The following is a 20,354-nucleotide window of genomic DNA, read 5'->3' on the forward strand; positions in this document are numbered from 1 at the left end:
TAAGAGACTCTGACTTTAATGGAAGCCACAAACTATCCCCAACATCCGGCAGAACCCGAACGACGAATACCGTATCTCGATGCGTTCGATGGTGGTGTGTGGGGGTCTGGCGCCATAGGGTCATTGATGTCGGCGATTGCGTGGGCCGATATTCGGCGTTTAGCGTAGGAGTTGCAGGAATGGGAACGTTGCAGTCGGCGACTGAAAACGGCAAAGCTGGAATTTGTTCGCCCGAACAGATGGAAATCGGCGCGCGCTTCGCGTCGGCCAGCAATCAACTTCCCGTTGCGAGCGGTGGTGAACAAGCCATTTCCGAACCCGCTGTCATGCGCGGCCTGGACGGCGCGCAGCGCTCGCTCCGCGATAGCTTGCTGCGCCAGGGCGGGCTCGTACGGGCCGATTTGCGCGATCTGGCTGCCCATTTGCTGCTCTACCTCGACGAACCCGCAGAGTTACTTACGGTCGTTCTGGAGTGGCTTACCGATAGATTGAATGCGGATCGTGCCGACGCCGGGTTGATCGCTTTCGGATCGCACGGCTATCAACCGATGAAAGAGTGCATCCGGCCGGCGTTTGCCTCGATGCCGAGTGTTATCGGGACGAATTTCGATCTCTCCGATCCCACGCTGGAATTGAGCATCGCGTCGCGGATCCCCGTCGTGATCGATGACGTCGCAACGGATTGGCGGGTGAGCGCGCCGGTGCGTATCCAGTTGGGGAATGCCGGGGTGCAACGCAAACTGACCATGGCCCTGCGACCCGTCGGACGCTCCGTCGGCCTGGTTTGTCTCGACCGTGGTATGGGCGCGCCTGCATGGTCGCCGACTGCGGTTGAAACGTTTGCAGCAGTGGTGGGCCAGATCCTGAATCCCATTCTGCGTCCGATTACCGAAGGCAGCGAGATCCAGCTTCCCAGCACGACGCCTGCGCCGCAGGCGGTAGCCCTCACATCTGCCGAGAAGCGCGTTGCGCAACTGGTATTGAGTGGGTGCAGCTACAAGGAAATAGCAAACCGGCTTGGACGCGCGCCTTCGACCATTGATCACCAGTTGCGCGGTCTGCGCGAAAAGCTCGCCGTCAATTCGACGCCAAAACTGATTACAGCACTGCAAAAACTGGGTAGTCAGCTTTTCGACGCTCAGGACTGAGGCCCGCGCCATTTCGCACGGCCCTCAGCAGCGCGTGCGTATTGACGGATCGTGCTAGTAATACGCAGTAGGGCTCGGTTTGCTGTGTTCTCGCAGGTAGCGGATCAACTCTGTTCTCACTTTCCCCGGATTGTCCAACTCCGGAGCGCGCAATCGTGCCACTTCTTCCGCCGTGTAGGGTTTGAAGGTCGGCGGCAGAATTTTGCGGTTGAGGTCCAGCATGATGTAATTCAGCACGCCTGCCAGTTCATCGTCACTGAGCGACGCCGATGATGAACCCGGAACGCGCGCAATATACTCGCGCCCTTTCGGCGCGAGCAGCAATCGCGCGGAGGTGTTTTTCAGTGGCGGAATGCGGCCGATATCGCCGGCTCCGCCACTGTCGTGACAACCCATGCAGTCGAGCACGTAATTCTGCCTGCCCAGTTGAAGATCCGTTGCGCGTGCGCTCGCCGGTTCGCTGGCACGTGCAGATCCTCCGGACATCAGCGCGGCAAACGCGAAGAGGGCGCAGGCACCCACCCGGCTAGCTGCGCGAAATCCCGAAGCCCTGGCAGTAGACGGCTTGACTGACTGGATTGTCACTTTTGTGCGCCTCCGCCGTGTACCTGAGCGCGCTCGGCATAGACGTCATCAGGCGTAAGCGTAGCTTTACGCGCCTTTGCGACCGCGTCTGCGGTAACGGGCTTGGTCGATGCCGGAGCCTTGTCGACGCCGAAGATCAGATAGTTGGCCACGTTGGCGATATCTGCATCGGAGAGCGCAGCAAAGCTCGGCATCTTGAAGTTGAAATCTCCTCCATCCACCGTAATCGGTCCGACCATGCCGTTTAGCAGCGTGTGAAGCAGGTGTGCGCGTCCGGCTTCGCTCGACGCGAAGACTGCGGGCATTTTCGTCAGCGGCGGAGCCAGACCTTCCATGCCGGTGGCGCCGGCCTGATGGCACACGACGCACTGCGATTCGAACACAGCGCTACCAGCGCTGGTGTTCACAGCTGCAGCGTTTCCATTCTGGATGGCAGCGAACATCACGACCGCTGCACACAGGGCGCGTTGCATTACTTTCATGACTTCTTGACTCCAATTACTGCGGCGACCGAGCAGTGATAGTTGACATTGGCAGTGCCCATGCACCAGTTGATGTCGTTGTCACGCGAGAGCTTGTACAGCGGCGTTTCATTCTCGTTGGTATTGCAGAAGCAGCGCCCGCAAGAACCTTTACCGCAGCAGTCGTTATACGAAATGATGTAGTCGGTGTTGTCGGCCGGATTGCGGCAGGTACCGATCCACGTGATGGGCGACGGGGTGGTGCCCGGTGGGCAGCTGCTCGACGATCCGCCGCAGCACTCGCACAGGAATCCGTCGATGGCGCAGTATTTCCAGTAGTCGCAGCTCTTGGGGTCGCTGCCGGCGGCACCGCCTGGCGTTTGGGCGTTCGCGGTCCGGTCTACGGGAAGCAGCGATGTCATCGCTCCGCCGACGACCATTCCGCCGAGACGGGCCAACGCGCTTCGGCGTGAACTGGAGACTGCAACGTTTCGCGCGGTGCGCTCGAAAAGCTGGTTGAATATACTCATGGGAAGCACCAAGGGAATAGATCGAATCCGGGAGATCAATCGGCCTGCGCGCGCAGGTACTCTTGCAGCGAGCCGACACCACGCTCATTGGCTACGAACAGGCTTTCGACTTGTTCGCGCGAATTGACGAGGCCCTTGGCACGGATAACGCCTTGGGCATCGAACAGGATGGCGTAGGGGAGTTTGCCGATCTGGTAAGCCATGCCGATATCCTGGGAAAGCACGTACGGATGGGCCGAAAGACGCTGCTTTTCATAGAAAGCCTGATGCTCGCCAAGGTCGCCATCGCTGACAAGAACCAGACGGAGTCGCGGTCCCTCTTTACGCACGATATCGTTGAGGAGCGGCAGCAGCTTCTTGCAGATCGGGCAGGTGGTCGAGAGGAAGAACACCAGCGTCGCGTTGCCATTGGCCTCGACGCCGCCGATCTTGACCGGCTTCGACGTGATATCGCGGACTTCGAACGACGGTCCGACGGTACCCACCGCGGGTCCTTTATCGATCATCAGGGCGCCGACCGGCGAAATGCGTTCGTGCAGCACGCCAACCTGGCGAATGACGGCGAGCCCGACCAGCGCGACGAGAAGAAGGCCAATCCAGAGCAGAACGGACGAAACAATGAGAGCGGTAAGCATGATTAAACCTTAGCGGGAAGAGGAGTAGGGCACCGCGAGCACTGCGTCGACAGTCAGCGAAATCACAGTGAGTGTGGCGATGCCGAAGAGCACGACGCAATCGTCGAGCAACGTCAGGTGGCGAACGGTAACGGACATCGTGGTTGCGGCAGCAATGGCGGCGACGGCCAGCGCGCGGGCGGCATGCCACCACGTGATGCGTTGAGCGTCGGCCGGCTGCACGGCGGCGAATGGGCCGAAGCAACCGCAGTCGATCGACGTATTCCCCCGAAGCAGATTGAATGCGATGGCGGCCGTAAAACACAGTGCCAGTGCCGTTAGCACGATGCCCCCGAGCGCGCAGGTCGGGCCATAGAGCACGAGCAGCGCGCCGCCCGCTTCCGCGGCGGGGAAGAGTATCGAAAGGGGTGCGATCAACGAGTCCGGAAGCAGGCTGTAGCCGCGCAGTGCGTCGGCGAATGCAGCCTGGTTCGAGAACTTGGCGATCGCGGCGGCGAGAAAATAAATACTCATCGCGCCGACTGCGATGGCGTGAGCCGTAGGATCCGAAGTAAACATGGCTGTCGGGTTTATTGGTTAATCAGTTGCATCGTGCTGGAGCCGAACTGCTTTTCGACATGGGCGATCTTGCCCGTCGCGGCATCCATCTGCACCAGCGTCGAGTCGGCAGTGATGCCGAACAACAGCGGGTGATCGGCGCTCTGGGAAACCTGTATGCCGAGGAACGGCATAAGGCTGGCGTCCTTGAGCGATGCAGTCAGATCGAGCTTGCGCAACAGTCGATGCGAAGCGACGTCGTACACCCAGACCTGGGTTCCCGGCTCCTTGTGCATTTTCATTTCGCCCTGGTGCATCAGGACGAACAACTCGCCGGTCTTGTTGTTGAGCGCACCGACCTGATAGCCACCCGGGCGCCAGTTGCCGGCCGCATCTTCTTGCGAGAGCAGTGACCACGTCGGCAGGAACGCCGCCTTGCCTTGCGAAAGATCGACCGTGTGGATCACACCGTTGAACGAGATGAAGAAGTACTTGTTGCCGCTGCGCAGGCCGTTGACGAACACCGGATCTTCATCGACGTTGAAGAATGCGGCGCTTTTTTGCCGTGAGCGTTCCGCACCCTTATCGTCGAGTGCGAGCTGGAGGATCGATCCGTCCGGACACATCGAGAAGAATTCGTGCTTGCCGTAAGGGTAGGCTTGCAGACAGGCGGCGGTGTTGATTTCACCGACGAATTGGCGCTTCGTTGTATCCACAACCGAAATCGACGTTGCCGGCGTGACGTTCGACACATAGACGAACCGTCCATCGTCGCTAATGCTCGTGTCCTGGGCGGTCGGGATGGATTGCGCGTGCTTGGTCGGCAGGGTGATTTCGCCCAGGTGCGTCAACGTCTTGCGGTCGAAGATGTCGAGCACGTCGGTGCGCGTACCGCGCGTCAGCCGCGAATAGTAGATACCCGGCACGTAGATCGTGTCGTGATCGGGCGAGATCGCCATTCCGTCCAGCGAAAATCCTGAATTGAGCTGGCCCACGAAATGTTGACTCTGGCCGTCGTACACCTGGACCGTGCCGGCTGCCATCGTGTTGAAATTGTCGTCAATGCCGTAAATCCAGTTCGGATTCCAGTCCGGCACTTTATCGACCGTGATCGTTTCGATTTTTTCGGTTGCGCATGCGACCGGCGCCTGTGCTGACAACAGCACAGTGGCAAGCACGGCAACGCCTGAGATTAATCGTCGTGACATGGTTGTTCCTTATTACGCTCGGTCCGAGCTTGCGCGATTCGCCAGATAAGGCGTCGCGAAGTGTCTCGAAGATGGAAATGGCGGGGCCTTGAGAGACGGTTCATTGGCCCATCGGGACCGAGTTTGCGTCGATGGCGGCCACGCGCCAATCGCGTAGATACGCTATAGGGATAGCCCTGATTGATGTGTTTTATTTCACTTTTCTGATGATTTAATTACTCGTCTCCATTTATTCAGGGTAATCCCTATCGCGTATCTACGCGATTTTCCTTCTCGGCGTCAAAACCTACTCTCCATTCCGACGAAGCGGCCGCAGTCGATCGATTGTGCGACTCGCTTTTCGTTAATTACGAATATGAAAGCGGCGAGTGCGCACGCATTTCAGTGCCCTGATCCGGCAAGCGGGTAGTCACAGGGGCTGTGGGCGTTGTGCCCGCGATTGCGGCAACGCTCTGAACCTATTTAAGAGCAACTGAAAACCGGAGTGCTAGTGAAAGTTCTGCGAAATTTCATCGATGGGCGTGAGGCTGACGCCGTCCGTGGCGAAACGTTGCATTTGACGAGTCCAGTCACCGCTCAACCGTTCGCTGTCTGCGCACGCAGTACGAAGGAAGACATCGATCTCGCGGTAGCTGCCGCAAAGCGACAACTGGATGGCGGCGAATGGAGCAAGCTCGACGGGGCGCTTCGTGGCCAACTGATTCACCGTCTTGCTGATCTCGTCGAACGGGATGCCGCGTTGATCGCGGATATGGACGCCACCTGCATCGGACGTCCGCCGATCGAGCCGCAGATTCTGGACTTGCCGAATGCGATTGGCACGCTGCGCACGGCTGCCGGCTGGGCCGACAAAATCGAGGGTCGGACCATCCCGACGCCGGGCTACATGGGCATGCCGACGCTATCTTACACGACGCGTGAACCGGTCGGCGTGGTCGGGGCGATCGTGCCGTGGAATACGCCTTTCATGATTACGTGCTGGAAGATTGGTCCGCTGCTCGCGGCGGGCTGCACGGTTGTTATTAAGCCATCCGAAGAAACGCCGATGTCCGCGTTGCACCTTGCGGCATTGTGCAAGGAGGCAGGGATTCCGGACGGCGTCGTCAATGTCGTCTGCGGCTACGGCGAAGAAGCGGGCCAACCGTTGTGCGAGCACCCGGACGTCGACAAGATCACGTTCACCGGCAGCCCGGAGGTTGGTCGCATTATCCAGGCCACCGCAGGTCCGCTTTTCAAGCGCATTTCGCTCGAACTCGGCGGCAAGAGCCCGCAGATCATTTTCGACGACGCCAATCTCGATGCTGCGCTGCAGGGCTGCACGCTCGGCCTGTTCTTCAATCAGGGGCAAGTGTGCGCGGCAGGAACGCGAATTCTCGTGCATCGCTCGATCGCGGAATCCTTCGCGGCAAAGCTGGCCGATCGCGCGAATTCGATCGTGGTCGGCGATCCCCGAAAGGAAGGCGTAACGATGGGGCCCGTCGCGAACAAGGCGCAGCACGAGCGCGTGCGGCATTTCATTCAGCTCGGCATCGAAGAAGGCGCAAAGATGCTTGCCGGTGGCGAAGTGAAGGGTGATGGCTACTTCGTGCGGCCTACGGTGTTCATGGGCCGCAACGACCATGCGGTCGCGAAGAACGAAATCTTCGGACCGGTCGGTGTCGTGATTCCGTTCGACACGGAAGAGCAGGCCATCGAGCTTGCGAATGACACGAACTATGGCCTCGCAGGAACCGTCTGGACGCGCGATGTGTCGCGTGCCCACCGCGTGGCTCGTGCAGTGCGTGCCGGTGCGATTGGTGTGAACTGCTGGGCGCCGATCGATCCGCGGCTTCCGTGGGGTGGCGTGAAATCGAGTGGCCTCGGCCGCGAGTGTGGCTTGTCCGGCGTGCTTGCCTACACCGAGGAAAAAGTCGTAACGGTGCTGACCGCCTAATTGGCCTTGCCGGCATGCGCGATGGCCGGTGACGGAAGCTGACTGACCCGCTAACCCTTGCCCTCGTCTACCCGGACGAGGGCGTCTGGGGCGGGCCTCTGCCGAAATCGTCCAGATCGTGTCTGTCGTTTCGTATAGACATGTCTATTCAGGAGATCTAATGATGGGCAATCTGAAGAAACTGAAAATTTGCGAGGCGTTGAGCCTCGTTTGCGTCGCCTTGTCCATGTCGTGCGCGCATGCCGCCAACCTGACGCCGCTTGGTGCGGATGCGACGGCCAGCGCCGATGGCAAGGTTCCCGCCTGGGCGGGCGCGGACGGTATCGATCGCGGCTGGAAATACGGGCAGAGCCGGGCCGAGGCGTGGAAGTACAACGGCGAGAAATCGATCATGACGATCGATGCATCGAATGCCGCCCAGTACAAAGATGCGCTGACTGATGGTGAGATGACGCTGCTGAAGACCATCCCCGGCTACAAGATGGAAATCTATCCCACTCATCGTGATTGCGGCGTACCTGACTTCGTCGCAAAGAACACGAAGGCGAACGAGGGCTTTGCCGCGCTCGAGGCCGATGGGTGGGGCATGAAGCAGGCCTACACGCCGGGTATTCCGTTCCCGCAACCGAAAACCGGCGCAGAAGTCATGTGGAACGCGAAACTGCGGTACCGCGGTCTTGCGGTTGACTTCCCCCATGTCAATACGGTCCTTTCGCCGGCGCCGGGTGGCGGCCAGTGGATCAACGCCGAGTCGACGCAGACCCTGTATTACCCGTGGGGTGTGGCGGGCGAGCACAAGACGACGGACTATCCTTCAATCGAGTTCGCAACGTACTTCGCCTATACCGCTCCGGCCGCGCTTCAGGGGCAGTCTCTGATCGTCAAGTACTTCCTCGACAAACCCAGTTCGGAAACGTACTACTACTTCCCGGGTCAACGTCGTGTGCGCCGGATGCCTTCGTACGCCTACGATGCGCCGCAAATCGGCTTTGAAGGGCAGTACACGATGGACGAGCCGTTGGTGTTCAACGGCACGCTCGATCGCTTCGACTGGAAGATCGTCGGAAAGCGCGAGGCTTACATTCCGTACAACTCGTTCGGCGCTTATGACTTCCAGACGCCTCTGAAGAAGGTCACGGAAGACCACTACGTCAATCCTGACTACCGCCGTTACGAGATGCACCGCGTGTGGGTGGTTGAAGCGACGCTGAAGTCCGGGTTCCGGCATATCGCGCCCAAGCGCATTTTCTATGTCGACGAAGACAGCTGGACGTTGCTTGCTGCCGAGGATTACGACGCACAGGGCAAGCTGTTCAAGTACCGCGAGTCCTATCTGGTTCCCGTGTATGAGACCGGCACGTGTGACGCAACGGCTTTCGCGCAATACAACGTCAGCGAAGGGCGCTACGTGTTCGATATGAACCCGGTTGGCGGGGGCAAGGACATGCACTGGATCACCAAGCCGGGAAGCCCGAAAACGACGGATGCCTTCTATACGCAGGACAACCTCTCCACGATCAGTGGGCAGTGACAGGGCGCCGAGGAGACTAGATGAAGACAAAAATAAAGAAGTCGGCGCTTCTCGTCGCCGGCTTGACATCGCTCGGGTATGCGGGGGTGGCGAATGCATACACATTCAGCCTCGATGACGGGAACATCAACGGCGCGTTCAACAATACGTTCACGCTGGGAACGGGTATCCGTACGCAAAATCCGTCGTGCGGCGAGATCATCGGTACGAACGGCGGCCCGGGTAACCCGGCGCCGTCGTTCGGATCAGGTCCGGTTCCCGGCTGTCTCGACGCGCTTTCAATGGTTAACGATCAAGGTAACCTGAATACCAAGGCTGGCCGCCTGTTCACGACTTACCTCGACGGCACCAGCGAACTCGCGTTGCGGTTTCCCAATAGCTGGCAATTTTTCACCCGGGTTAACTATATTAAGGATTTCTCGGCGATTAACCCGTCGGGGACGTTTAGCGGTGCCGGGATCGGTCAGTCGTTCCCACAGGGTGCGGAAAGCCAGCTCAGCTTCAAGGCGCGCTTGCTTGACTTGTGGGTGAGCCATTCGTTTTCGATCGCGGGACAGCCGGCCAGCTTCAAGATTGGTAACCAGGTGCTCAACTGGGGTGAGAGCCTCTTTCTCCCCGGTGGTATCAATGCCACGAACTCGGTCGACGTAATGCGGCTGTCCGTGCCGGGAACGCAGTTGAAGGAAGCGGTGTTGCCGGCGCCGATCGCCGACGGCTCGGTATCGTTCGGTCACGGGGTGAGTCTCGAGTCGTATATCCAGGCCGGTTGGAACGGAGACTACTTCCCGCCCGTCGGCAGCTACTGGTCGACCGCCACCATTGGCGCGGGTGCGGAACACTATGGCGCGTTCTCTGCATCGACGAATTATCCGGCGTGGTCCGTCAATCAGGGCGGCCTCGCGCTGCGCTTTTCGCCGGAAGAACTCCAGGCTAATTTCGCGCTGTACGCGATGCAGTACACGGATAAAGCGCCGGTCATCGGTTACTCGGATCCCTCAACGTTTTCGGGCGCTTTCTACCACTATCTTCCGCATCGCGTTCTGTTCGGTGCGAGTACCAATTTCCAGATCGGAGATTGGGCGCTCGGCGGTGAAGTTTCGTACCGTCCGCGCGATGCCGTCAGCCTGAACACATTGGGCTCGAACAATGTGAACGGACTTGGCTGTCTCGCCAACGGCCAGTGCTACGTGGACGAGCAGAAGGTTCAGGTGAACCTGACTGCGCTGCTGAGCATGACGCCGAGCGATTATGGCTGGCTTCTGCGCATGCTTGGGAATGCCAGTACCGCGACGCTGATGGCCGAAGCGGCGTTCATCGACTATCCGGGCCTGAAGAACTCGTATCAGGGCGTTCCCGTCGCTGCAGGTTATTGGGGCTGGGGCTTCGATACGCCAGGCGCATCCGGCTTCACGACCGGACAGGCTGGCGGGAAGGGGACGGCGTTCTCATGGGGCTACAACGTCGATTTCAGCTGGACCTATGACGGCAACTTGATGAAGGGCTGGCAGGTCACGCCGCAAATTTACTACTTCCAGTCAGTGGCCGGCTATACGCCGAACGCAATGGCGCTGTTCATGAAGGGTGCGAAGTCGGCCAATATCAGCGTGACGTTCACTCAGAATCCCGCGGACTGGTCGTTTGGCGTGAACTACGCGAAGTTCTGGGGCCCCGGAGTACTTGAGCAACCGTTGTTGGGTCGGGATTACGTCGGTTTATTCCTGACCAAAAATCTCTGATAGATCCGTTCGAGGCCGGCCCTCCGATGGGGCCGGCCAATCCGGGAAAAAGGTATGTCGAAGAATTCCACTGCGAAGACCGTCGATGGCGTGCTGACTGCTGTTATCCGCTATCTCGAGGCAATCGTTTTTCGGCGGGGCAAGTTGATTCTTGCCCTGCTCGCGCTATTTACGCTGGTGATGGCGTGGTTTGGATCGCAGCTTCGCATGGAAGCCGGATTCGAAAAGCAGTTGCCGGTAAATCACCCCTACGTCAAGGCTTACGAGAAATATCGTGGCGACGTGATCGGAGCCAACCGGCTCAGTATTGTCGTTCGTGCAAAAAATGGCACGATCTGGACGCAGGAAGGTTTGTCGCGCCTGTATTCCGTGACCCAGGCGGTCATGTTCCTGCCGAATATCACGCGGCTTGAAGTTCAGTCGCTCTGGACACCTAACACCTACGTCAACGAGATTACCGAAAGCGGTTTCCGCGCTGATCCCGTGATTCCAGAGTCAGTCATTCCGCAGACCCTGACGCCGGATGCCATTGTGCGAATTCGCGACGCGGCACGCGAAGGCGGCTATATCGGGACGCTGGTCGGCAATGACCAGAAGAGCGCAATGATCACCGCGGAGGTTCACGAATTCGACGCCGCAGGCAAGCGGATCGATTACGTGGCCTATCACGATCTGATCGAGAAGACGCTGCGCCAGCAGTTCTCCGACAAGGATTTCCAGATCGAAATCATCGGTTTCGCGGAAGAGGTCGGGGCCATTGCCCACGGCGCCAAAAACGTCTTGCTGTTCTGCGGGATTTCGCTATTGCTGACGGCTCTGGCGGTGTACTGGTATTGCCGCTCGGTCAGGCTGACGGTGCTGGCGATTGCGTGTTCGCTGACCTCGCTGATCTGGCAATTCGGCACGCTGCATTTGATCGGATATGGACTCGATCCGCTTGCGGTCCTGATTCCGTTCCTTATCTTCGCGATCGGTGTCTCGCACGGTGTCCAGCAGATCAATTACATCGTACGAGAGATCGCGCACGGTAAAACGACCGCGGAGGCAGCACGTGCGAGCTTCACGGGCCTGTTGATTCCTGGCGTCCTCGCGCTGGTGACGGCTTTCGTTTCGTTCATTACGCTGGCGCTGGTGCCGATCGAAATGGTCCGGGAACTGGCCATCACCGCGTCGATCGGTGTCGGTTACAAGATCGTGACGAATCTGGTCATGCTGCCGCTCGCGGCATCGATGATGAAGTTCGATTCGCAGTTTGCCGAGCGCGCAATGCAACGCGGTGAACAGCGCGGGCAGTGGTTGCGCTGGATCGCCTCACTGGCAAAACCTCGAAATGCCGCGGTCGTGTTGCTGGTGGCGGGCGTCGTGGTCGCTACGGCTGCATGGGAAGCACGAGACAGGGTTATCGGCACGCTGCAGCCTGGCGCCCCCGAGTTGCGCGTCAATGCGCTCTATAACCTGGATGCAGCGTCGATCGCCGGTGCATACGATACCGGACAGGACTGGCTGACCGTGTTCGTCGAAGCGCAAGGCGCCGATTGTTCCAACGTCAATGTCGGCCTGTACGTCGACCAGTTTTCGACGGCGATGCGTCATGTGCCGGGCGTCGTGTCGGTGAAGTCGTATTCCGACATGCTGAAGATTTATAACCAGGGCTACAACGAAGGCAATCCGATGATGGCCGTCGTGCCGACCGACCAGGGGAACTACGCCAGTTTGTCGGAGGAGATCAGCCGATCCCGCGGTTACATGAACAAGACGTGCAGCATGGTGGCGGCCAATCTGTATCTGACCGACCACAAGGCGACGACGATCAACCATGTCATCGACTCGATCAATGGCTATGCTGCCGCCCATCCGAGTCCGGACGCGAAAGTGCTGCTCGGCGCAGGCAACGCGGGCATCCAGGCTGCAGTCAACGACGCAGTGGCCCACAGCGAACTGCCGATGATGCTGTACGTGTATGCCGCGATCATTGTCCTGGTGCTCGTCGTGTATCAAGATCTTCGCGCGGTGGTCGCTTGCTGCTTGCCGTTGTCTGCGGGTAGTCTCATTGGATACTGGTTCATGAAGGAATTGCAGATCGGCTTGACGGTTGCCACATTGCCGGTGATGGTGCTGGCCGTGGGGATCGGCGTCGATTACGCCTTCTACATTTACAACCGCTTGCAGCTGCATCTGAGTCACGGCCTGAATATCGTCAAGTCGCTCGAGAAATCGATCCTCGAAGTCGGGATCGCAACGATCTTCACCGCGCTCACACTGGCGGTTGGCGTGGCGACGTGGTCGTTCTCGGAGCTGAAATTCCAGGCGGACATGGGCAAGCTGCTGGCCATCATGTTCGGCGTCAATCTGGTGATGGCGATGACTGTGCTGCCCGCGCTCGCTGTTTGGCTGGAAAGGATTTTCCCGAGGCGAAAAGCTGTTTCGGTGCCGGGAATTCTTACTCATTGAGAGGTGACGCGATGAAAAGTATCAAGCAAACAAATCGTCTGCGTCCCGCGTTGTCCGCATGGATGCTCACACTCGCGATGCTTGCCGGGCATTCGGCCGGGGCGAATGCCGCCGATGACATCGCAGTGCTGCACGCGCCCGCCGCCGTGGTGCCGTACGCAAGCCAGGAGGCAATTCTGGGCGCCGCGGACACTGGCAAGCGTCTGGTCGCCGTGGGAGAGCATGGTGTGATCCTGCTATCGGACGATGGCGGGCGCAGCTTCCGGCAGGCGCGTAGCGTGCCGACACAAGCTCAGTTGAACGCCGTGACGTTTGTCGGTCAACAGGGTTGGGCGGTGGGCCAATGGGGCGTTGTCCTTCATAGCGCCGATAACGGAGAAACGTGGTCGTTACAGCGCAGTGATGCAAGTGTCGACCAGCCCTTGTATTCCACGTACTTTCTGGACGACCAGCATGGTTTTGCGGTTGGACTGTGGTCGTTGTTCCTGAAAACCGATGACGGCGGCAAGACATGGGCAGCGGTCAAGATTCCCGTCCAGCAAGGGATGAAAGTCAAGACGCCGAATTTCAGCCATATTTTCGGGGATGGAAAGGGCGCGTTGTTCATTTCTGCGGAGCACGGCTACGTGTTGCGTTCGCTGGATGGGGGGCAAACGTGGACGTATTTGTCGACGGGTTATGAAGGCTCCTTCTGGGCTGGTTGTGTCGATGCCGCCGGCAATGTGGTGGTGGGTGGGCTTCGCGGCTCCATCTACGTCAGCGCGGACCGGGGTGAGACCTGGAGCAAGGCTTCCACACCTGCACAGAATTCGATAACCGCTATTTCGACGAGCGGTTCGCGTATTTTTGCAGTGGGACTCAATGGGACGCGTCTTGTCAGCACCGACGGCGGAAAATCGTTCGAGTCCCTGGGGCACTGCGGCGAGACTTCGTATACGGCGTTGTCCATGTCAGGTGATTCGGTGGTGCCGTATTCGACCGATGGTGTCGGCTCCCCGGAGCAGGTTGGTTCGTCTGCGAAATAGGTCTGCCGATCACCTGTGCTTTCAGGTTCGGATTCAGACCGAGCGGATGGTGGACGCGCCAGAGTCTGGCGCGGCCCGCCTTCTGATGATGCGATCTCCCGTGATGTAATTGCGTTGTCGCCAGATCGCGGGAGATGCGGTGAGCGCAACGGCTCATCGGCGCAAGGCGAATAGCTTCACTTCCCACATTCCTGCATCGGAATAGAGACGGCGAGGCAGACGCAGCTTCGGTGCGAACGCACGCTGTCTCGCAGTCGAGAACGCGCTAAAAACTTGCGTGTCACTGCTGACTTTCAGTACTTGTTTTACTGCATGCCGTCGCGTGTGGGTTGTCCGGCGGTATGGCCTCCAGAAAGCCCCTTCCCATTTCCGCTTCGAAGCGCGCCGCGTTGCCTTCCCAGATAATGCGCGCATGCTCCAGCGCATAGACACGGTCCGCGTGGGGAAGTGCGAACCGTACGTTATGTTCGCCTAACAGAACGGTAATTGACGTCGACTTCTGCAGCGACTCCAATGCTTTCGACAATTGTTCGAGGATGATGGGCGCGAGCCCGAGCGTCGGCTCGTCGAGAATCAGGAGCTTTGGCTGGGTCATCAGCGCGCGTGCGATCGCCAGCATCTGTTGTTCGCCGCCGGACAGCGTTCGCGCCGTTTGGCCCTGGCGGGAGTCGAGCACGGGGAAAAGATCGAACAACCACGAGAGCTGCTTCGCACGTAGCTTGTCGGGAAGATGGTACCCGCCAAGCTCGAGATTTTCGCGAACCGACATATATTTCGGCTCAGGCGCGGTGCCGCGGTTTCCGTTCCCGATGGATATTGCTGATCGCGTCTGATTCGTTTATTCCGGTTTTCGATCGCAGCGTGCGGAGCCGGCAATCTCTCTCGGACAATCCAGCACTGCACTGCAGTTCAAGAAAACGATCCGGGGCGAGTCGATCTTCATGCGAAGACACTGTTCATTAGCGAGAAGCGCGGCGTTGACTCCATGGAAATTATCGATGCACGATGACGATGCCTCGCTATTTTTCTAAGTGATTGGTAATGCGAAATATATAGTGAGAAATAGCGGATCGGAATGTATCGGGTGGATCACGAACCCCGCTTGCCGAGCGTCCACGCGCTCTAAACCATCTGGGGCGAAAGTAACGCATTCGATTTCCTGACTGGCTCGATGCGTCACTGACTCGCCTGCAATCGGCGTGAGACACGCTCCGAACATCGGGGTGGACTTTCCGCCCGATCGGCGTTCATCGTGCCGATATAAAGTCACGCGCCAGAACATAAATACATCTGTCCCCCGTTAATTCGGGCCAATAGCGGCGATAGGCAAACGTTTGAAAACCCAAAGCCATGTGAGACGGTGCGGCGTACGACCTCGGCAGCTCGATCGGGCAACGCTCTCACAGACGCGGGGATTGATCGACGTGGATCACATTCATTTGTCAGACAAAATCAGACGGGTTAAGAAATGCAGCATGTGGCCGATATAGCGTCTCGGACACCATGCAGAAATGTCGGGAAGTCCTGGCGGAACAGATAAAACGGGGCTGGAATTAAAACGCTCGTTCGCGATAGGCGCATTGATGAATGAAGTCTGCGTCCGGGAAACACGGCAGTAGCCGCTGGCACGCTCGCGTCGTTAGTTCTCTCGCTCGTGAACAACGATTCACCGATTGATTGTCGAGCCAGGGCACGCGGGCAAAGCCTTTGCTGAAACATCTGGCAGACGCTGCGTGGCGACGCGCCGAACGATCTGCCCTGCAATAACGACGCGGACAAAGAAGGAGCAGTGCGATGAAAGTAGAAGACCTCATGACGAAGCGAATTGTGACGGTAGGCTTCGATGACACGCTGGGAACCGTCAGGGAGATCTTCGATGAAACCGGGTTTCATCACTTGCTCGTCGTAGAGGGCAGAGAGTTGCAGGGCGTTGTGTCCGATCGCGATCTGTTGCGCGAGTTGAGCCCGTTCGTCGACAGCGTGGTGGAAACACACCGGGATAAAAGTACGCTCAGCAAACGTGTGCATCAGGTCATGAGCCGTGCTCCGAAAACACTACATCCAGAAGCCGGTCTCGCCGATGCAGTCCAGTTGTTTCTCGACCATAAGGTCTCGTGTATTCCGATTGTCGACAGTGAATTCAGGCCGGTGGGAATCGTTAGCTGGCGCGACGTCATGAAGACCTATGCCGACGTGTTGAACTCGACAGACTCTACAGACGTTCTGGCGGATGCAGCGGAGGCGCGCTAGAGGTCTGAGCGAACATCGCAAGCGTGCGCCGGCGTGAGCATGCAACCTGAGCGTCCAGGGTGGGACACGATCAGCAAAATTTCCCGGATGACATCGTTTGCCGATCTATTTTATTGATTTATGGCAATAACTGAGGGCGCATGCGATAAGCTGAGAATTATTGCGATGGATTGTCGCAGGGAATATTTGCCGCTCAAGGAAGTAGGAAGGCGGGTGTTATCTTATGCGTATGTCAGCAGCATGAATTTCAGGTTGCTGAAACGTCAAATGGTGCTGCCACTTCGCCGGTTTCAGGCTGGAGTTCGCGAGATTTTGGCCGCACTTGACGTTCACTCAAGTGCGCCGCGTTTCCGATCCAAATACTAAAAGAACCATGAAGCTGTCGTCTGCGCAAAAGCTCTTGTTGCTCCTGGTGGCGATGCCATCGATAGAACCGGCGACGAATGGGGATAACGTCGGTAATCTCGATGCTCCGGGTAACGTGCACCTATTCCAGAAATTTGTCACTTTCGTCGATCGAGGCCGAACGGGTCTTGCATTGCGGTTTTTCCCGCGCGCGAACGTACCCATGGGCCTGATTCGGGAGGGAGCGTGGCGATGCTAAACCGCGTTTTCGCTCCTGTTCGCGGCGGTGACCCGCCGCATGAAGCGGCGCAGCTTTACGGTCCGACGTGGGCAGCGGCGCTCGCCTCTTTAAGCGAGGCAATGCGGTATCACGCTGCTGATATCGGGAACAGCTTTTACGACCATCTGGTCCGGTTGTCGGGATCGAAGCACATTGTGCATGCGCTCTCAACGCCGGAACTCGATCATCTCAAGTCGCAACAGACCGAGTATCTGAGCGCCCTTGCCGCACCGGATCTGAGCGCAACAGGCCACCGGGCGATGGCGCTGCGGGCCGGACGCGTCCACGCCGTGATGGGGATAGACCAGGAAGACCTGATCCGTATTCGCGAATTATTGTTCGAGGCCATTCACAGATACGTGGATGCGACCGCGCACGGGGAAGCAGTGGGCGTCCTCGCGCGAAGGCTCACCCGCGACCTGGCCTGGCAGGCAGAGGCCGCGCAAAGCCTGCAGAACGCGCGACAGGATGTGTTGGTGCGCATCACCAGACTCGCGTGGGAAACAGACAGCTACACCGACCTGATCGATAACGTTGTCGAGATTCTCAGTACGCACGATGAAGTGGCGGGCTGCGCGGTGGGGCGGCCGGACAGTCGGGGCGTCTTCCGGTTCGAGGCTGCCTCGAAGAACATCGCGAGATTTCTAGCCGATCTTGAGCGTTCCGAAGAACTGCAGATTACGACGACGGACGACAGTCCGCGCGGTCAAGGTTCGATTGGCCGGGCCTGGCGTAGCGGGAGGCCGGAACACCTCCGCAATTTTCGGACGGACCCTCAAGGAGCGCTTTGGAAAGACGTCGCGTTGAGTGAAGGTCTTCGCTCTGTCGTCGCGATTCCGCTGAGTCAGCCGGGCTGTCCGCCGATGGCCGTTCTGATTTTGTACAGTGCCCTTCCAGGCGGATATGCAGGCGATGAACAGCGGGCGTTTATCGAACTTTTGCAGACGCTTTTGGCGTTCGCCGTTGCGCGATTTGAAAATCTCGAAAGGCGAAGCCGGACCGTGCCATTTGCGATGCGGAAAAACTGGACGACGTTGCTCAGATCGGACGCGCTGCAAATGCATTATCAGCCGCTGCTGGACCTCAAAACAGGTCGGGTCACCAAAGTCGAAGCACTTGCCCGCCTGAAGGACGGCGATCGGCTTTTGTCGCCCGCCGAGTTCTTTCCGGCACTCTCCTCGGATGATTTTCTCGAACTGTATGTGCGGGGGCTTGGGCAGGCACTGTCGCACAGACAGCTCTGGCTGCGCAGCGGAATCGACCTCGGGGTGTCCGTCAATCTGCCGCCCAGTGCATTGAGCGACATCCGCTATCTCGAAGCCACGCAGCAGGCCATGAGTCAATTCGGATGCGATCCAGGCAAGTTGACGCTGGAAATGCTGGAAACGGATGCGCTTCTGTCCGGCGTGGACGGATCAAAAGAATTGGCGAAATTCAAGGCACTGGGAATCAACCTGGCCGAAGACGATCTAGGTTCGGGGCACAGCAGCTTGCACCGCTTGCGTGAGTTGCCGTTCGACTGGATCAAGATCGACCGGAGTATCGTGAGTTTGCAAGGCCCCGATGCTCTCGATGTATTGCGCTTTATCTATCAGTTGACTCGACTGGGTCATTCGCTCGATAAAAAAGTGATCGTCGAAGGGGTCGAGGGCACGGAATTGCTCGAAGCCATCGCGATTCTCGGCGCCGATGCCGCTCAAGGTTACGGGATCGCTCGCCCGATGCCGGCGCATCAGATCGTTGCGTGGATGGGTCGCCAGCCGGGCTTGCGCGCCACGCCGAACGCGAATGGTCCTTTGGCAAAACTGGCCCGCCTGTTGATCCAGGAGGAGCGCTTGTATCTGATCTCCGAAGACCAGCCTGCTTTTGACTGTCTGGCGGACATCGTCAAGACTGCCGCCGATGCACAAGTTCCGGCCTGCGCGCCGTCGGCCACGCAGGATTCGAGTTGCCAGGATTGTTTGCTTACGGCGTTCTTTGTTGAAACGGAGTCCGTTCGGGCAAGCGATGTTGCCGATTCGACGCTGGAAAGAGACTTTATCGCGGCTACGGTGCGGCATGGGCTATGCAGTGCGGACTATCGCCTGGCTCGGCGGCGGTTGATCGAATCGATCATGTTCGGAGCTGTGTAATACGGATTGTCAATCGCGGTGCAGGGACGAGAGCTTACGGTGGGATGTGACAGCCGTCGGCTCCAGCGCGGGAGAGGCGCATTTGATTGGGGCAATCGAAGCCGTGATTGCAGCATCGGACGTCCGCACCGAAACGCAAGCTCTTTAACGATAGCCATCTACAGCATTTGAAAAATCGTATGGTACGTCTGGCCGACCTCATTCCGGGTGAACTGGAATACAACGAATACAACTGGTTGGTGTCGCCTTATCGCCATCTGGGTTTCCTGACGCGGCGACGGGCAAGCACGATCGTCAATCGCGTTCGCTTGCTTGCTTTTCTGTTTGCCGTGCTCACGGCAATGTGGAGCGGCGTCGATCTGATCGTCTTTCCTTTCAATCTCTGGTTCAACCTGGCGTTGATACGACTGGTTGCCAGCGCGGCGTTCGCGAGCTTGTTGCTGTATAGCCCGAACGATGGGAACCTTTTCGGCGCTTATCGTGCGATGGCGCAGTTATTTGCGATTCCAACAATTTTTTTCGTCGCCTCCTATCTGCTTCTCGGCCATTACCGGCTCACGGGATTGTCAGCGGCGATCAGTGTCGGTTATGCATTCCTGCCTTTTGTTCTGCTGGCAGGGCTGTCCATTTTCCCCCTCACACTGGTCGAAACCATGTGTTTTTCCGCACCAATTCTGATTGCCCAGATTATCGCAGCGGTGTTTCGCTGGACCGGTATGGACTGGCCATCGATGGCAGGCGAATTCTGGTTGCTCGTGTTGATCTCCGGTGTGTCGGTTCTGGCAGGTATGAGCCAGTTGGGGTTCATGATCGGGCTGGTACGGCAGGCAGTCCGGGATGCACTAACGGGCGTTTTTTCGCGCAGCGGTGGCGAGGAAGTGCTGGAGCTGCAGTTCAGCATCGCCTCTCGCAGCGGCGCAAAGCTCGCCGTTGCGTTCCTCGATCTCGACCATTTCAAGAGCATCAACGATCAGTACGGTCACGAAGCGGGCGACACGGTACTCGTCAACATGGCCCGCATCGTTTCCCGCCACCTGCGTCGTAGTGATGTACTGGTGCGCTGGGGCGGTGAGGAGTTTCTTGTGATCATGCCCGACACCAGTGTGATGCATGCGCAAGCCGCACTGGTGCGACTGCTCAAAGCCGGTTTTGGCGTGACGCCCCGTAATACTCCGGTAACGGCCAGCATTGGCGTCGCCGAGCTAACGGTCGACAAGGCCAGCGACTGGAAGTCACTGCTCGAGATTGCCGACCAGCGGATGTATCGTGCCAAACAAAACGGCCGCGCCCAGATTTGCGGATACGACGAAAAGGAGAGGGTCGAGCAGGCGGAACTGGCGATGCAGTAGGAAGAAAAAGGAGCGTGCCCGGGTCTCCGTCTGCGAGGGCCGCACGTCCTCGTGCATCGATCGCTGGACGCGTGAGCTTGAAGATGTCGCTTGCTTCAGGCAGCTCGTGTTAATTCGCCATGCGAACGGTTGATAAAGATCGCCCGGACGCCGCAGACTCGCACGTAGAAATACGGCACGTGACCGAAATCGGGCGCGCGGGACACGCGTCCTGCGCG

General features: G+C 58.5%; 15 protein-coding genes and 1 pseudogene. 9 read left to right on the forward strand and 7 right to left on the reverse strand.

Features of this window, described 5'->3' with window-relative positions:
- Positions 1-179 precede the first annotated feature (179 nt).
- Positions 180-1,148: a helix-turn-helix domain-containing protein gene (locus tag D1Y85_RS03685; protein ID WP_185218892.1), complete on the forward strand. Its 969-nt coding sequence runs from the start codon at positions 180-182 to the stop codon at positions 1,146-1,148.
- Positions 1,149-1,202: 54 nt separating this feature from the next.
- Here D1Y85_RS03685 and D1Y85_RS03690 read toward each other — a convergent pair whose 3' ends face one another.
- Genes D1Y85_RS03690 through D1Y85_RS03715 form a run of 6 tightly spaced genes read right to left on the reverse strand, consistent with a single transcriptional unit; the run spans position 1,203 to position 5,104 of the window.
- Entirely contained in the window at positions 1,203-1,733 is a 531-nt protein-coding gene (locus D1Y85_RS03690) for a c-type cytochrome (RefSeq protein ID WP_124149683.1), read from the reverse strand.
- A complete protein-coding gene (locus D1Y85_RS03695; RefSeq protein ID WP_124149684.1) occupies positions 1,730-2,215 on the reverse strand; it encodes a c-type cytochrome in 486 nt (161 codons plus the stop codon). Before D1Y85_RS03695 ends, D1Y85_RS03690 begins: the two co-directional genes overlap by 4 nt.
- The gene (locus D1Y85_RS03700) at positions 2,212-2,724 is read right to left on the reverse strand and encodes a methylamine dehydrogenase light chain (RefSeq protein ID WP_124149863.1); all 513 of its coding nucleotides are present in this window, start codon (positions 2,722-2,724) and stop codon (positions 2,212-2,214) included. The genes D1Y85_RS03695 and D1Y85_RS03700 overlap by 4 nt, the downstream gene beginning before the upstream one ends.
- A 35-nt stretch (positions 2,725-2,759) precedes the next feature.
- Positions 2,760-3,362 carry a methylamine dehydrogenase accessory protein MauD gene (gene mauD, locus D1Y85_RS03705; protein WP_124149685.1) on the reverse strand — a complete coding sequence of 201 codons (603 nt, stop codon included), beginning with the start codon at positions 3,360-3,362 and terminating at the stop codon, positions 2,760-2,762.
- Between the two features lie 6 nt (positions 3,363-3,368).
- On the reverse strand, positions 3,369-3,917 hold the full coding sequence (locus D1Y85_RS03710; RefSeq protein WP_124149686.1) for a MauE/DoxX family redox-associated membrane protein: 549 nt from the start codon (positions 3,915-3,917) through the stop codon (positions 3,369-3,371).
- Between the two features lie 11 nt (positions 3,918-3,928).
- Positions 3,929-5,104, reverse strand: coding sequence for an amine dehydrogenase large subunit (locus D1Y85_RS03715; RefSeq protein ID WP_124149687.1), 1,176 nt, complete (start codon positions 5,102-5,104; stop codon positions 3,929-3,931).
- Positions 5,105-5,594: 490 nt separating this feature from the next.
- Here D1Y85_RS03715 and D1Y85_RS03720 point away from each other — a divergent pair, with 490 nt between their 5' ends.
- The 5 genes from D1Y85_RS03720 (at position 5,595) to D1Y85_RS03740 (ending at position 13,780) form a co-directional block, all read left to right on the forward strand.
- Positions 5,595-7,037: an aldehyde dehydrogenase family protein gene (locus tag D1Y85_RS03720; RefSeq protein WP_342773443.1), complete on the forward strand. Its 1,443-nt coding sequence runs from the start codon at positions 5,595-5,597 to the stop codon at positions 7,035-7,037.
- A 160-nt stretch (positions 7,038-7,197) separates the two neighbouring features.
- Entirely contained in the window at positions 7,198-8,568 is a 1,371-nt protein-coding gene (locus D1Y85_RS03725) for a DUF1329 domain-containing protein (RefSeq protein ID WP_246024763.1), read from the forward strand.
- Positions 8,569-8,588: 20 nt separating this feature from the next.
- Positions 8,589-10,304: a DUF1302 domain-containing protein gene (locus tag D1Y85_RS03730; protein WP_124149689.1), complete on the forward strand. Its 1,716-nt coding sequence runs from the start codon at positions 8,589-8,591 to the stop codon at positions 10,302-10,304.
- A gap of 54 nt (positions 10,305-10,358) precedes the next feature.
- A complete protein-coding gene (locus D1Y85_RS03735; protein ID WP_124149690.1) occupies positions 10,359-12,755 on the forward strand; it encodes an efflux RND transporter permease subunit in 2,397 nt (798 codons plus the stop codon).
- 11 nt (positions 12,756-12,766) lie between these two features.
- Complete coding sequence (locus D1Y85_RS03740; RefSeq protein ID WP_124149691.1) at positions 12,767-13,780, forward strand: WD40/YVTN/BNR-like repeat-containing protein; 1,014 nt, start codon at positions 12,767-12,769, stop codon at positions 13,778-13,780.
- Positions 13,781-14,060: 280 nt separating this feature from the next.
- Here D1Y85_RS03740 and D1Y85_RS03745 read toward each other — a convergent pair.
- A pseudogene (locus D1Y85_RS03745) lies at positions 14,061-14,549 on the reverse strand (ATP-binding cassette domain-containing protein); the annotation flags it as partial.
- A 1,025-nt stretch (positions 14,550-15,574) separates the two neighbouring features.
- On the opposite strand from D1Y85_RS03745, the gene D1Y85_RS03750 reads away from it, so the two are divergent.
- The 3 genes from D1Y85_RS03750 to D1Y85_RS03760 all read left to right on the forward strand — a co-directional run bounded on the left by D1Y85_RS03750 (position 15,575) and on the right by D1Y85_RS03760 (position 20,136).
- Positions 15,575-16,030: a CBS domain-containing protein gene (locus tag D1Y85_RS03750; RefSeq protein ID WP_124149692.1), complete on the forward strand. Its 456-nt coding sequence runs from the start codon at positions 15,575-15,577 to the stop codon at positions 16,028-16,030.
- Between the two features lie 597 nt (positions 16,031-16,627).
- A complete protein-coding gene (locus tag D1Y85_RS03755) occupies positions 16,628-18,787 on the forward strand; it encodes an EAL domain-containing protein (protein ID WP_124149865.1) in 2,160 nt (719 codons plus the stop codon).
- Between the two features lie 179 nt (positions 18,788-18,966).
- On the forward strand, positions 18,967-20,136 hold the full coding sequence (locus D1Y85_RS03760) for a GGDEF domain-containing protein (protein ID WP_124149693.1): 1,170 nt from the start codon (positions 18,967-18,969) through the stop codon (positions 20,134-20,136).
- Positions 20,137-20,354 lie beyond the last annotated feature (218 nt).

The organism is Paraburkholderia dinghuensis (genome assembly GCF_003837865.1).
Classification (GTDB): Bacteria; Pseudomonadota; Gammaproteobacteria; order Burkholderiales; family Burkholderiaceae; genus Paraburkholderia; species Paraburkholderia dinghuensis.